Here is a 13,401-nt window from a genome sequence, read left to right as displayed (position 1 = left end):
GCTCATGCTGGTCACCGCGCTGTCCCCGGTCATCGGGTACGACCGGGCGGCGCAGATCGCGCATAAGGCGGAGGCGGAGGGCAGCACCCTGCGCGAGGCGGCGCTCGCGTCCGGCTACATCAGCGCCGCGGAGTTCGACCGGGTGATCGACCCGGCGGCCATGGTGGGCGGCGCCGACGGCGCCGAGGGCTTCGGCGCCAGCGGCCTTGGCCCCGCCGGCAGCAGTTGATGACAGCGGCAACCAGGACAGCGGGAGGCGGCATGGCCGGCACCTACGACGTGATTGTCCTTGGCGCGGGTCCCACCGGCGAGAACGTCGCCGACCGCGCGGTCCGCGGCGGGCTGACCGCCGCGATCGCCGAGTCCGAGCTGGCCGGCGGCGAATGCTCGTACTGGGCGTGCATGCCGAGCAAGGCGCTGCTGCGGCCGGTCGGCGCGGTGGCCGAGGCGGCCCACGTGGACGGGGTCGCCGGCGCCCGCCTCGAGCCGGGCAAGGTGCTGGCCCGGCGCGACTCCTTCGCCCACCACTGGAAAGACGACAGCCAGGTCGAGTGGCTGAAGAACGCCGGGATCGAGCTCGTCCGCGGCCAGGCGCGGATCAGCGGCGAGCGGCGGGTCCAGGTCGGCGACGCGGAACTGGCTGCCGTCCACGCCGTCGTGGTCTGCACCGGCACCAAGGCGGCCGTCCCGCCGGTGCTCGCCGGGGTCCGGCCGTGGACGAGCCGGGAGGCGACGAGCGCGCACGCGGTGCCCAGGCGGCTGGCGATCGTCGGCGGCGGCGTTGTCGGCTGCGAGATGGCGGTCGCGTGGCAGGCGCTCGGCGCCCAGGTCACGCTGGTGTCGCCTGGGCGACTGCTCGACCGGCTGCCTGCGTTCGCCGGCGACCTCGTCGCGCACGGGCTGCGCGCGGCCGGGGTCGACGTGCGGCTGGGGGCCGGCGTGACCGCGGCGAGCCGGCCGGACGAGGGCGGGCCCGTCACGATCACGCTCGACGACGGGACGACGGTCGAGGCCGACGAGGTGCTCGCCGCGACCGGGCGCACGCCGCATACTCAGGACATCGGCGTGGAGACGATCGGGCTGGCGCCCGGCTCATGGCTGGAGGTGGACGACACCATGCGGGTGCGCGCTATCACCGGCGCGGACGGCGCGGACCGCGCGGACGGCGGCGGCTGGCTGTACGCGGCGGGCGACGTCAACCGCCTGGCGCTGCTCACCCACATGGGCAAGTACCAGGGCCGGATCTGCGGCGACGCGATCGCCTGGCACGCCGTGCCGTCATACCCGACGATGAGCGAGGTATGGCTGCGTCTGCTCGAGACGTACGGGCTGTAACGATGCGCTCGGTCGGCCTGGTCCTGCACCCGCAGCGCGATTCCGCCGAGGCGGTCAACGCCGTGCTCGGCTGGGCGGCCCGCAACGGCGCGGCCGTCTACGGCATCGAGGACGAGATCGCCAGGCTGAACTGCGCGGCCACGGGGGTGACCGCGCAGGAGATCGCGCGGCGTGCCGAGCTCCTGGTCAGCCTCGGCGGGGACGGCACGATGCTGCGCGCGATGCGGCTCGCGGACGGGCAGCATTCCCCGGTGCTCGGCGTCAACCTGGGCAAGCTCGGGTTCCTCGCCGAGGTCGACGTGCCGGACCTGCCCGCCGCGCTGTCGGCGATCGACGCCCGCGACTTCACGATCGAGCCCAGGCTCGCCGTCGACACCGTGGTGGCCGGACGGCAGGTCGCGGCGTTCAACGACATCGCCGTGGTCCGGGTGCCCGGCGACAGCACGGCGGCGGTCGCCGTGCAGGTGGGCGGCCAGCCGTTCGTGTCGTACGCGGCGGACGCGGTGATCGTCGCCACCCCCACCGGATCGACCGCCTACAGCTTCTCGGCAGGCGGCCCGATCGTCAGCCCCGCCGTGGAGGCGCTGCTCGTCACGCCGGCCGCACCGCATTCGGCGTACAACAGGGGCGTCGTGCTCTCGGTCGCCGACCCGGTCTCCCTGCAGATCCTCGCGGGCAGCGGGCAGCTCGCCGTCGAGGTGGACGGGCAGGTGAGCGGCTACGTCACGGCGGGCGACGTCCTCGACATCACGGCACGGCCGGGCGCCGCCCAGGTGGTCCGGCTCGGCCGGACCACGTTCTACCAGCGGGCGCGCCGCAAGCTGCGGATCGCCGATTCGGCCGAGCTCGGACCGGCGGCGCGCAGCCAGGACCTGGCCACGGACGTGCTGCCGAACTTGCCCCGATAGTTACTCTATGTGCACGGTAAATTACCCAAAATTTTCTGGAAATGGGTGTAACGGCTCCGCGGGGGCTGGCGTTTCTGGATGTAGGGCTTTCCCCCGCAAGGAGCCCCCGGATGCCCCCCCCATCCGGGGGCTCCGCTCTTTTTCCGGTTTTCCCGCTCCCGTTGCCCGGCGCGCGGGCGCGCCTGGCATCGTGAGGATGACCGGGGCGCTCCCGGGCGGAGCGCGCAATGACGCGGAATGACGCGGAATGAGGAGCGGGGCAACTGCGATGCCCGTGCTTGCTGGCACGTCAGGCTGGCAGTACCGGCACTGGCGCGGCGTGTTCTACCCGCCGGACGTGCCGCAGCGGCTGTGGCTTGAGTACTACGCCGGGCGGTTCGCCACGGTGGAGAACAACGGCACGTTCTACCGGCTGCCCGCGCGGGAGACGTTCAGCGAGTGGCACGCGCGCACGCCCGACGGCTTCGTCATGGCGGTGAAGGCCAGCCGCTACCTCAGCCACGTGCGGCGGCTGCGGGAGCCCGCCGAGCCCGTGCGCCGGATGCTCGAGGCGGCCAGCGGCCTGGCGGGCACGCTCGGCCCCGTGCTGATCCAGCTGCCGCCCGGCCTTGCCGCCGACCCGGCGCTGCTTGACGAGTGCCTGCGCCAGTTCCCCGCGCGGGTGCGGGTCGCCGTCGAGCCCAGGCACGAGTCGTGGTGGACCGACGGCATCCGCGCCGTGCTCACCGCCCGCGGCGCGGCGCTGTGCTGGGCGGACCGCGGCGGCACGCCGGTGACGCCGCTGTGGCGCACCGCCGACTGGGGGTACCTGCGGTTCCACGAGGGCGGCGGCGACCCGTGGCCGCGGTACGCGACCGCCGAGCTGCGCGCATGGGCGGACCGGGTCGCCGCCGCCTGGCCACGGGACGCGACCGTGTACGCGTACTTCAACAACGACCAGGAGGGCGCCGCCGTGCAGGACGCGGCCGCCTTCGCGGACCTGACCCGGTCCCGGTAGCCGGCCGGTGCCCGGACGAGCGGGGCGGGTGCCGCGGGTGCCGGCTACCGGGCGGTGGCCGTGGTGTCCAGCGCCGAGACGATGTGCTCGGCGATGGCGAGGCTGGAGGTCGCCGCCGGCGACGGCGCGTTGCGGACGAGCATGACCCGGTCGGTCGACTGCAGCACGAAGTCGTCGACCAGGCTGCCGTCCCTGCGCACCGCCTGCGCCCTGACCCCGGCCGTGGACCGGACCATGTCGGCGGAGCGCATGTCGGGCAGGTACCTGCGCACGTTGGCCAGGTACCGCCGCTTGACCAGGGAGTCGCTCATCTCCTTGAGCCCGTAGCGCCAGTGCTGGCGGATCAGCCGCCACGTGCCCGGCCAGCGGGCGATGTCGCGCAGGTCACGCGCGCGAACGTCCCGCCAGCGGTAGCCCTCGAGCGACAGGGCCAGCACGGCGTTGGGGCCCACGTGCACGCCGCCGTCGACGTCACGGGTCAGGTGCACGCCAAGGAACGGGTACCTGGGGTCGGGGACCGGGTACACCATGCCCCGCACGCGGTCGCGGGCGTCCGGGCGCAGCTCGTAATACTCCCCGCGGAACGGGACGATCCGCATGTCCGCCAGCGCGGCCCCGCCCACCTGCGCGGCGAGGCTGTCGCCGGTCAGGCCGGCGCAGACGATCAGCTGGTCGAAGGTCCACTCGCCCGCCTGCGACGCGACCGTCACGCCGAACGCGGCTTCGCTGACCGACCTGACGCGCGCGCCGAGCCGGATCGTGCCGCCCGCCGCGGTGATCTCCGCGACCATGGCCTGGCACATGCCGGGGAAGTCGACCGACGCGGTGTGCGGGGAGTACAGCGCCCCCGCGCCGCGCACCTGCGGCTCGATCTCCGCCATCTCGGCCGCGGCGACCCGCCTGATGCCGGGCACCCCGTTGGCCGTCGCGCGGCGCTCGATCTCGGCGAGCCCGGCGAGCTCGTCGGCCGAGCTCGCGACGACCAGCTTGCCGAGCTCGCGCAGCCGGATCTGGTGCTGCGCGCAGAACTCGCGCAGCAGGCTGCCGCCGCGCAGGCACAGCCGCGCCTTCAGGCTCCCCGGCGTGTAGTAAATGCCCGCGTGCACGACGCCGCTGTTGTGCCCGCTCTGATGGGCGGCGACGCGATCTTCCTTCTCGAACACCGTGACCTGGATGCCCGGGTAGCGGGCCGTCAGCTCCCTGGCCACCGCGAGCCCGACGATGCCGCCGCCGATCACCGCGGCGGTCCGCGCGCCTGCTGCCATCCCGCTCATCCCGTCAGCCACGTCCTTTCAGCCACGCCCGATGAACGGCATCGCCGTGGCGGTGATCGTCAGGAACTGCACGTTGGTGTCCAGCGGCAGCTCGGCCATGTACAGCACGGCCGCCGCGGCGTGCCGCGGGTCGAAGGTCGGCTCGGCCATGATGCTGCCGTCCGCCTGGACCGCGCCCGCGGCGATCAGCTCGGTCATCTCGGTCGCCGCGTTGCCGATGTCGATCTGCCCGCAGGCGATGTTATACGCCCGCCCGTCCAGCGAGATCGACTTGGTCAGCCCGGTGATCGCGTGCTTGGTCGCGGTGTACCCGACGCTGCCCGGCCGCGGCGTGTGCGCGGAGATCGAGCCGTTGTTGATGATGCGGCCGCCGCGGGGGTCCTGCGCCTTCATCATCCGCACCGCGTGGTGCGCGCACAGGAACGAACCGGTCAGGTTGACCGCCACGATCGATTGCCAGCCCGCCAGCGAGACTTCGTCGACCGCGCCAGGCGGCGCGCCCGTTCCCGCGTTGTTCACCAGCAGGTCCAGCCGGCCGTACTGGTCCCCCACGACCGCGAACAGCGACGCGACGGAATCCGGGTCCGTGACGTCGGCCACTGCGGGCAGCACCGAGCCCGCCGGAGCCAGCGCCGCCGTCGCTTCCAGTGTCGCGACGCGCCGGCCGGCCGCGGCGACGCGCCAGCCGGCGTGCGCCAGCGCCAGCGTGATGTCGCGGCCGAGACCCGAGCCCGCCCCGGTCACGACCGCCACTCCCTTAGTTGTCATGGGGCTTATTCTCTCCCCGGGGACGCTTCCTGCCGGGACTCCGGCGCGCAGATCCCATGCCCCCTGAGGCAATGCGGTTTAGCCAGGGGTAATGGTGATTCGCTGGCGTGCTGGAGTGGCAGCGGCGCGGCTATTTGCCGCTGAACTTGGCCGGGCGCTTTTGCAGGAACGCGGTTACGCCCTCGACGAAGTCGGCGCTGGTCGCCAGGTCCCGCTGGATCGAGGCTTCCAGTTCCAGGTGCGCGGCCATCCGGTCGTACAGCCAGTGGTTGAGCTCGCGCTTGCTGCCGGCGTAAGACAGCGTCGGGCCCTCCGCCAGCCGCTGGACCAGCGCCTCGGCCTTGGCCGCGAACTCCGCGTCCGGCCAGGCGAAGTTGATCAGGCCCCAGTCCACCGCCTGCACGGCCGGGACCGGCTCGCCGAGCAGCGCCAGCTGCGCGGCCCGCGCGAACCCCACCCGGGACGGCACGAACAGCGAGGCGCCGCCGTCGGGCACCAGCCCGATGCCGACGAACGCCAGCATGAAGTACGCCGACTCGGCCGCGACCACCAGGTCGCCGGCGAGCGCGAGCGACATCCCGGCCCCGGCCGCGGGGCCGTTCACCGCCGTCACGACCGGCTTGGGCAGCTGCCTGATCGCGGTGACGATCGGGTGGTACCACCGGGTCAGGGTCGTGTAGGTGTCCAGCTCCCCGGCGAGCGCCTTGTCCGCGCCTTCCTTCAGGTCGGCGCCGGCGCAGAATGCCTTGCCCGCGCCGGTCAGCATGACCGCCCTGACGGCATCGTCGAGCGCGATCTCGCGCAACACGGTGAGCAGGTCATCGGAGAGCCCGTTGCTCCAGGCGTTCATTCGCTCCGGCCGGTTCAGCACGATCTTCGCGGTCGCGCCCTCGCGGTACAGGTCCACGGTCTCATAGCGCCGGGCTGGCTGGTCGTCACCCACGCCGCTCATGCTAGCAAGATCAGGGTAGATCAGGCCGGCCGCGCAGGGCCGGGGAACCGGGAGGCGACACGATGGCGGGCAGGCCAGGTCAGACAGGTGCGGACGGCAAGCCCGGCAAGCACGCGGACAGCGGCAAGCACGGGAGCCACGGCAGGCAGGACGGGCATGCCGACCGCGACGAGCCGCGCGCGAAGCGGATCCGGCGGTCCGTCTACGAAAGGGAGCTGTTCCGGCTGCAGACCGAACTCGCGAAGCTGCAGGAGTGGATGCGCACCACCGGCGCGCGCGTGGTGGTGGTGTTCGAGGGCCGCGACGCGGCCGGCAAGGGCAGCACGATCAAGCGGGTCACCGAGTACCTCAACCCCAGGCTGGCGCGGATCGCCGCGCTCCCGAGGCCAACCGAGCGGGAGCGCACGCAGTGGTACTTCCAGCGCTACATCGAGCACCTGCCGGCGGCGGGCGAGATGACGCTGTTCGACCGGTCCTGGTACAACCGGGCGGGCGTGGAGCACGTGATGGGCTTTTGCACCAAGGAGGAGTACGGCCGGTTCCTGCACCAGTGCCCGATCTTCGAGCGGCTGCTCGTCGAGGACGGGATCCTGCTGCGCAAGTACTGGTTCTCCGTCAGCGACGTCGAACAGCAACGGCGGTTCCGCTCCCGGCTCGACGACCCGATGCGCCGGTGGAAGCTATCCGCGATGGACACCGAGTCGATCACCCGGTGGGAGGACTACTCCCGCGCGAAAGACCAGATGTTCGCGCTGACCGACATCCCTGAGGCGCCGTGGTACGTGGTGGAATCGGACGACAAGCGGCGCGCGCGCGTCAACATGATCGCCCACCTGCTGAGCAGCATCCCGTACCACGACGTGCAGCCGCCGCCGTTTGAGCTGCCGGCGCGCCCGCCGTCGACCGGCTACGTCAGGACTCCGCGGGAGATGCAGACCTACGTCCCCGATCACGCGGCGTCGCTTTCCTGACCCCGAACCGGGGTACGGCACACTGGTGCGATGGACAGCGGGGAACTGCGCGAGCGGGCGGCCGCCGCGGGGGTGGCGGTCAACTACTGGGACTGGCAGGGGCGCGAGGTCACCGTACCCGACGAGACGCTGGCCGCGATCCTGGCGGTGCTCGGCGACGCTCCCCCCGGGGAGCAATCCGGTCCGCTGCCCGGCATCGCCACGCAGGGCGCCGCGGCTCCCCTGCCCGGCCGCCGCTCGTGGGGGTTCACCGTGCAGCTGTACTCGCTGCGCTCGCGCCACTCCTGGGGCCACGGGGACCTGAGGGACCTCGCCGACCTGGCCGCCTGGTCGGCGCGCGACCTCGGCGCCGGGTTCGTGCTGATCAACCCGCTGCACGCGGCCGAGCCGCTGCCTCCGGTCAGCCCCTCGCCGTACCTGCCGATGAGCCGCCGCTGGATCAGCCCGCTGTACCTGCGCATCGAAGACATCCCCGAATACGAAAGCCTTGATCAGTCGCAGCGGGCCGCGGTGAGCGCCCTCGCGCGGCCGCTGCGCGCGGCGAGCGGGACGGCCGCGCCGATCGACAGGGACGCGGTGTGGACCGCCAAGCGGGCCGCGCTCGAGATCATCGCGAACGTGCCGCTGAGCCCGCCGCGGCTGGCGTCGCTCGACTCCTTTCGCGTCCGGCAGGGGCAGCCGCTTGACGACTGGGCGACCTGGTGCGCCATCGCCGAAGTGCACGGGCCCGACTTCCGCGCCTGGCCGTCCGCGCTGCGCGAGCCGCGCTCGGCGGAGACGTCCGTGCTGCGCGGCCAGCTCGCCTCGCGGACGGCCTTCCACGTCTGGGTGCAGTGGCTGGCGGCGACGCAGGTGGCTGCCGCCCAGCAGGCGGCGCGCGCGGCCGGGATGGAGATCGGCGTCGTGCACGACCTGGCGGTCGGCGCGCACCCGGGCGGGGCGGACGCCTGGGCCTGGCAGGACGTGATCGCGGGCGGGATCAGCGTCGGCGCGCCGCCGGATGAGTTCAACCAGCGCGGCCAGGACTGGGGGCTGCCGCCCTGGCATCCGGGCCGGCTGGCCGCGCGCGGGTACCGGCCGCTCGCCGACCTGATCGGGGCGACCGCATGCGCGGGGGGCGGGCTGCGGATCGACCACGTGATGGGGCTGACCAGGCTGTGGTGGATCCCCGCGGGCAGGCCGCCTGATCAGGGCTCGTACGTGCGCTACGACGCCGAGGCGACGCTCGGGGTGCTCGCCGGCGTGGCGGCCCACTGCGGCGCGGTCGCGATCGGCGAGGACCTCGGCACGGTCGAGCCATGGGTGCGCGACGCCCTGGCCGCCCGTGGCGTGCTCGGCACGTCGGTGCTGTGGTTCGAGCGCGAGTGGGACGGCACGCCGCGGCCGCCTGGCTCGTGGCGGCCCGGCTGCCTGGCCACGGTCTCCACCCACGACATGGCGCCCGCCGCGGCGTTCCTCGCCGGCTCGCAGGTGACCGAGCGGGCCAGGCTCGGGCTGCTCACCCGCCCAGAACCGGAGGAGCGCGCCGAGGCCGACAAGGCGCTCGCCGCGTGGTTCGGCGCGCTGGCCAGGGAGGGCCTGCTGCCGCCGGGGACCTGGCCGGACCCGGACGCGTTCACGGTCGCGCTGTACGGGTACCTGGCCAGGACGCCGGCCCTGCTGATCGGCGTCTCGCTCGCCGAGGCGGCCGGCGAGCGCCGCGCGCAGAACATGCCGGGCACCGTCACCGAGTACCCGAACTGGCGGCTGCCGCTGTGCGGCCCCGACGGCGAGCCGGTGCTCCTTGACGACCTCCCGGCAAGCGGCCGCGTCCGCGCGGTAGCCCGCGCCGCCGCCGGCGCATAACGGCCGGCCGCGCGGGCAGGGGCACGGGCACGGGACGGGATCGGTTACCCGGAGGGTGCTGGCCCGGCCGGGCGTGCGAGGATCGGCTTGGCGCACAAACATCACGCAAGGCCAGTGCCCGGTGACGGGCGCGAACCTCGACGAGGGGAGACGACATGTCGGCGACCGCGCTGCGGGAGCGCAAGGCGTGGCAGGCACTGGAGCGCCATTACGCCGAGATCTCGGGACAGCACCTGCGCGACCTGTTCGCCGCGGACCCCGGTCGCGGCGAGCGGCTGACCGCGCAGGCCGCGGGCATCTACCTCGATTACTCGAAGAACCGGGTCACCGACGCGACCATGCGGCTGCTGATCGAACTGGCGGCAGAGTCGGGGGTGCCGGAGCGGCGGGACGCGATGTTCCGCGGCGAGCACATCAACGTGTCAGAAGACCGCGCGGTCCTGCACGTGGCGCTGCGCATGCCGGCCACAGCACGACTGGTCGTGGACGGCCAGGACGTCGTCAAGGATGTCCACGACGTGCTGAGCCGCATGCGCAGGCTAGCCACCGCGGTTCGTTCGGGAGAATTCAAGGGTTTTACCGGAAAGCCCATAAAAAATGTGATCAACGTCGGCATCGGCGGGTCCGACCTCGGGCCGGTCATGGCGTATGAGGCGCTCAGGCATTACTCCGCGAGGGACATCGCGTTCCGGTTCGTGTCCAACGTCGACTCCACCGACTTCGCCGAGGCGACCCGCGACCTGGCCGCGGACGAGACGCTGTTCATCATCTCGTCCAAGACGTTCAGCACGCTGGAGACGATGACCAACGCCACGACGGCGCGGGACTGGGTGGTGTCCGCGCTCGGGTCGCAGGACGCGGTGGCGAACCATTTCGTGGCAGTCTCCACGAACGCCGAGCGGGTGCGGGCGTTCGGCATCGACACCGCGAACATGTTCGGGTTCTGGGACTGGGTCGGCGGGCGGTATTCGATGGACTCCGCGATCGGCCTGTCCACGATGATCGCGATCGGGCCGGACCAGTTCGACGAGATGCTCGCCGGATTCCGCGCGATGGACGAGCACTTCCGCACCGCGCCGCTGGATGCCAACCTGCCGGTGCTGATGGGGGTGCTCGCGGTGTGGTACCGCGACTTCTTCGGCGCGCAGACCGTCGGCGTGATGCCGTACGACCAGTACCTGAAGCGCTTCCCCGCCTACCTGCAGCAGCTCACGATGGAGTCCAACGGCAAGCACGTGACGCTGGCCGGGCGGCACGTGGACTACGACACCGGCGCGGTGTTCTGGGGCGAGCCGGGCACCAACGGGCAGCACAGCTTCTACCAGCTCATCCACCAGGGCACCACGCTGATCCCGCTCGACCTGATCGGGTTCGGGCGGGGTCTTAACCCCATCCGCGACCAGCACGACCTGCTCTCGTCCAACGTGTTCGCCCAGGCGGCGGCGCTGGCGTTCGGGAAGACGGAGGCGGAGGTCCGCGCTGAGGGCACGCCCGAGGCCGTCGTGCCGCACCTGGTGATGGAGGGCAACCGGCCGACGAACACGCTGCTGTGCGAGGTGCTCACGCCGCGGCTGCTCGGCTCCCTGGTCGCCCTGTACGAGCACAGCGTATTCACGCAGGGGACGATCTGGGACATCGACTCGTTCGACCAGTGGGGGGTCGAGCTCGGCAAGGTGCTCGCGCAGCAGATCATCCCCGAGCTTGAGTCGGCCGCGGAGCCGGCCCTGGCGCACGACTCGTCTACCAACGCACTGATCCGCCGCTACCGTTCGCTCAAGGGAGCGTGAGGTTTTCGCCATGGCAACTGACAAGCCGATGCAGCTCGGCATGATCGGGCTGGGCCGGATGGGGTCCAACCTGGTCCGCCGGCTGATGCGCGACGGCCACCGGTGCGTGGCCTTCGACAGGAACCTGGACGTGGTCAAGGAGCTCGCGGCCGAGGGCGCGGACGGTGCCTCCTCGCTCGCCGAGTTCGTCGAGAAGCTGGAAAAACCCCGGGCCGCCTGGATCATGGTCCCGGCCGGGGTCGTCGACTCGACGCTGTCGGACCTGGTGCCGCTGCTCGACGCCGGCGACGTGGTGATCGACGGCGGCAACTCGTACTACCGCGACGACATCACGCGCTCGGCGGCCCTGCACGCCAAGGGCATCCACTACCTCGACGTCGGCACCAGCGGCGGCGTGTGGGGGCTGGAGCGCGGGTACTGCCTGATGATCGGCGGTGACCTGGCGGCGGTGTCGCGGCTCGACCCGATATTCAAGACGATCGCGCCGGGTCTCGGCACGGTGGAGCAGACGCCCGGGCGGTCGCCTTCTGACACCGTCGCGCAGGGGTACATGCACTGCGGGCCGTCCGGTGCCGGGCACTTCGTCAAGATGGTGCACAACGGCGTGGAGTACGGCATGATGGCCGCGATCGCCGAGGGCCTTTCTGTCATCAAGCACGCCGACGTGGGGCTGCACCAGGACGAGGTCGACGCGGAGACCGCCCCGCTGCGCGCTCCTGAGGCCTACCAGTACCAGGTCAACGTCGCCGACGTGGCCGAGGTGTGGCGGCGCGGCTCGGTGGTCAGCTCCTGGCTGGTCGACCTGATCGCCGCCGCGCTGGCCAAGTCGCCGGACCTGGACGACTTCAGCGGTCACGTGTCCGACTCAGGCGAGGGCCGCTGGACCGTGCTGGCCGCCGTCGACGAGGGCGTGCCCGCTTCGGTCATCTCGGCGTCGCTGTACGAGCGGTTCGAGTCACGGGACAACGGCGCGTTCACCGCCAAGATCCTGTCCGCGATGCGCTCGGAGTTCGGCGGACACGCGGAGAAGAAGCAGTGAGCGCGCAGACGTCGGAGACGCCAGCGGCGGGGACGCCGTCGGCGGCGCCGGCGGCAGCGGCGGCGCCTGGGGCGTCGGTGGCCGCCGAGTCGCGGCGCACCGGCCCCCGGCCGGGCAGCTATGTGATCGTGCTGTTCGGCGCGACCGGGGACCTGGCCAAGCGCAAGCTGCTGCCAGGGCTGTACCACCTGGCGTGCGCGGGGCTGCTGCCCGACAAGTACCGGATCATCGGCAGCGCGCCGCCGGAGTACGCGCTGTCCGACGCGGAGTTCGTGGCCTACGCGGAAAAGGTCGTGGACCGGTACTGCAGGATCAAGCCGATGGGCTCCTCGTGGGACGAGTTCGCGTCCCGCCTGTCGTTCGGCGCCGCGTCCCCGCAGGACCCGTCGCCGCTGGTGTCCGCCGTCGAGGCGGCGGAAAAGGCGATCGGCGGTCAGCCGGGGCGGCTGTACCACCTGGCCGTGCCGCCGACCGCCTTCGAGTCCGTGATCGGGCTGCTCGGCTCCTCGGGACTCGCCAAGGGCGACACGAAGGTCATCATCGAGAAGCCGTTCGGCGAGGACCTCGCGTCGGCGCGCGAGCTGAACGCGGCGGTGCACGCCGTCTTCGACGAGTCGCAGGTGTTCCGGATCGACCACTTCCTCGGCAAGGAGTCCGTCGACAACATCCTCGCGTTCCGGTTCGCCAACGGCCTCTTCGAGCCGATCTGGAACCGGGACCACATCCGGTACGTGCAGATCGACGTGCCGGAAACGCTGTCGATCGAGGGCCGGGCCGGGTTCTACGACGCGACCGGGGCGTACCGGGACATGGTGGTCACCCACCTGTTCCAGGTGCTCGGCTTCCTCGCGATGGAGCCGCCGACGTCGCTGGAGGCCAGGCCGCTGCGGGACGAGAAGGGAAAGGTGTTCGACGCGCTGCGGCCGGTCGACGTGCGGCACGTGGTGCGCGGGCAGTACACCGGCTACCGGTCCGAGCCAGGCGTGCGTCCTGGCTCCGACACCGACACGATGGTCGCGGTGCGCGTGGAGGTCGAGAACTGGCGGTGGCACGGCGTGCCGTTCTACCTGCGCTCAGGGAAGTGCCTGGCGGCCAGCCGCCAGCTGGTCACACTCGGCTTCCGCGAACCGCCGCTGCGGATGTTCCCCGCGCACCGCCATGATGTGCCGATGGGCCGGGTCAACGAGATCGTGATCGACTTCGCCGACCCCGGTTCGATCAAGATCGAGTTCCTGGCCAAGAAGCCGGGGCCGGAGATGACCCTCGGCGCGACCGAGATGAAGTTCAGCTACGACGACTCCTTCGCCCAGGCGAACGCGCTCGAAGGCTACGAACGGCTGATCCTGCTCGCGATGCTCGGCGACCAGTCGCTGTTCACCCGGGCCGACGGGATCGAGCGGGTCTGGGAGATCTCCGAGCCCCTGCTGACCGCCCCGCCGCCGGTGGAGGAGTACGCGCCAGGCTCGTGGGGTCCGGCCAGCGTGGACAGGCTGATCGCGCCGAACCGCTGGTACCTGCACTGACG

Annotated in this window: 11 protein-coding genes and 1 pseudogene; 9 read left to right on the top strand and 3 right to left on the bottom strand. The window is 72.0% G+C overall.

The window, feature by feature from the left end; all coding sequences use genetic code 11:
- The 4 genes and pseudogenes from Q1N79_RS06130 to Q1N79_RS06115 all read left to right on the top strand — a co-directional run.
- A pseudogene (locus Q1N79_RS06130) lies at window positions 1–229 on the top strand (hypothetical protein); the annotation flags it as partial.
- A complete protein-coding gene (locus Q1N79_RS06125; RefSeq protein WP_300605452.1) occupies window positions 229–1,335 on the top strand; it encodes an NAD(P)/FAD-dependent oxidoreductase in 1,107 nt (368 codons plus the stop codon). The pseudogene Q1N79_RS06130 and the gene Q1N79_RS06125, both read left to right, overlap by 1 nt.
- 2 nt (window positions 1,336–1,337) lie before the next feature.
- On the top strand, window positions 1,338–2,243 hold the full coding sequence (locus Q1N79_RS06120) for an NAD(+)/NADH kinase (RefSeq protein WP_300605451.1): 906 nt from the start codon (window positions 1,338–1,340) through the stop codon (window positions 2,241–2,243).
- Window positions 2,244–2,511: 268 nt separating this feature from the next.
- Window positions 2,512–3,240: a DUF72 domain-containing protein gene (locus Q1N79_RS06115; protein WP_300605449.1), complete on the top strand. Its 729-nt coding sequence runs from the start codon at window positions 2,512–2,514 to the stop codon at window positions 3,238–3,240.
- A 44-nt stretch (window positions 3,241–3,284) separates the two neighbouring features.
- Here the strand turns inward: Q1N79_RS06115 and lhgO are convergent, their stop codons facing one another.
- The 3 genes from lhgO to Q1N79_RS06100 all read right to left on the bottom strand — a co-directional run bounded on the left by lhgO (window position 3,285) and on the right by Q1N79_RS06100 (window position 6,234).
- Window positions 3,285–4,505 (bottom strand): L-2-hydroxyglutarate oxidase, encoded by a 1,221-nt coding sequence (gene lhgO, locus Q1N79_RS06110; RefSeq protein ID WP_300605447.1) that lies wholly within the window; start codon window positions 4,503–4,505, stop codon window positions 3,285–3,287.
- Window positions 4,506–4,532: 27 nt separating this feature from the next.
- The gene (locus Q1N79_RS06105) at window positions 4,533–5,282 is read right to left on the bottom strand and encodes an SDR family oxidoreductase (protein ID WP_300605445.1); all 750 of its coding nucleotides are present in this window, start codon (window positions 5,280–5,282) and stop codon (window positions 4,533–4,535) included.
- A gap of 130 nt (window positions 5,283–5,412) precedes the next feature.
- Entirely contained in the window at window positions 5,413–6,234 is an 822-nt protein-coding gene (locus tag Q1N79_RS06100) for an enoyl-CoA hydratase-related protein (protein WP_300605443.1), read from the bottom strand.
- A 62-nt stretch (window positions 6,235–6,296) separates the two neighbouring features.
- Between Q1N79_RS06100 and ppk2 the strand changes: the two genes are divergently transcribed.
- The 5 genes from ppk2 (at window position 6,297) to zwf (ending at window position 13,399) form a co-directional block, all read left to right on the top strand.
- Complete coding sequence (gene ppk2 / locus Q1N79_RS06095; protein WP_300605441.1) at window positions 6,297–7,205, top strand: polyphosphate kinase 2; 909 nt, start codon at window positions 6,297–6,299, stop codon at window positions 7,203–7,205.
- A gap of 30 nt (window positions 7,206–7,235) precedes the next feature.
- Window positions 7,236–9,050, top strand: coding sequence for a 4-alpha-glucanotransferase (gene malQ / locus Q1N79_RS06090; protein WP_300605439.1), 1,815 nt, complete (start codon window positions 7,236–7,238; stop codon window positions 9,048–9,050).
- A gap of 155 nt (window positions 9,051–9,205) precedes the next feature.
- Entirely contained in the window at window positions 9,206–10,837 is a 1,632-nt protein-coding gene (gene pgi, locus Q1N79_RS06085) for a glucose-6-phosphate isomerase (RefSeq protein WP_300605437.1), read from the top strand.
- Between the two features lie 10 nt (window positions 10,838–10,847).
- Window positions 10,848–11,876, top strand: a complete 1,029-nt coding sequence (gene gnd / locus Q1N79_RS06080; RefSeq protein ID WP_367185031.1) for a phosphogluconate dehydrogenase (NAD(+)-dependent, decarboxylating) — start codon at window positions 10,848–10,850, stop codon at window positions 11,874–11,876.
- On the top strand, window positions 11,873–13,399 hold the full coding sequence (gene zwf, locus Q1N79_RS06075; RefSeq protein WP_300605435.1) for a glucose-6-phosphate dehydrogenase: 1,527 nt from the start codon (window positions 11,873–11,875) through the stop codon (window positions 13,397–13,399). Before gnd ends, zwf begins: the two co-directional genes overlap by 4 nt.
- Window positions 13,400–13,401: the final 2 nt, after the last annotated feature.

This window comes from Trebonia sp. (assembly GCF_030042015.1).
Classification (GTDB): domain Bacteria; phylum Actinomycetota; class Actinomycetes; order Streptosporangiales; family Streptosporangiaceae; genus Trebonia.
Note: the sequence above shows the minus strand (reverse complement) of the source record. Positions and strands in the feature narration are given on the sequence as shown.

Bases quoted from the DNA above. Each gene is read 5' to 3' on its own strand.
- Q1N79_RS06125 (WP_300605452.1), top strand. From the start codon at position 229: ATGACAGCGGCAACCAGGACAGCGGGAGGCGGCATGGCCGGCACCTAC.
- Q1N79_RS06120 (WP_300605451.1), top strand. From the start codon at position 1,338: ATGCGCTCGGTCGGCCTGGTCCTGCACCCGCAGCGCGATTCCGCCGAG.
- Q1N79_RS06115 (WP_300605449.1), top strand. From the start codon at position 2,512: ATGCCCGTGCTTGCTGGCACGTCAGGCTGGCAGTACCGGCACTGGCGC.
- lhgO (WP_300605447.1), bottom strand. From the start codon at position 4,505: ATGGCAGCAGGCGCGCGGACCGCCGCGGTGATCGGCGGCGGCATCGTC.
- Q1N79_RS06105 (WP_300605445.1), bottom strand. From the start codon at position 5,282: ATGACAACTAAGGGAGTGGCGGTCGTGACCGGGGCGGGCTCGGGTCTC.
- Q1N79_RS06100 (WP_300605443.1), bottom strand. From the start codon at position 6,234: ATGAGCGGCGTGGGTGACGACCAGCCAGCCCGGCGCTATGAGACCGTG.
- ppk2 (WP_300605441.1), top strand. From the start codon at position 6,297: ATGGCGGGCAGGCCAGGTCAGACAGGTGCGGACGGCAAGCCCGGCAAG.
- malQ (WP_300605439.1), top strand. From the start codon at position 7,236: ATGGACAGCGGGGAACTGCGCGAGCGGGCGGCCGCCGCGGGGGTGGCG.
- pgi (WP_300605437.1), top strand. From the start codon at position 9,206: ATGTCGGCGACCGCGCTGCGGGAGCGCAAGGCGTGGCAGGCACTGGAG.
- gnd (WP_367185031.1), top strand. From the start codon at position 10,848: ATGGCAACTGACAAGCCGATGCAGCTCGGCATGATCGGGCTGGGCCGG.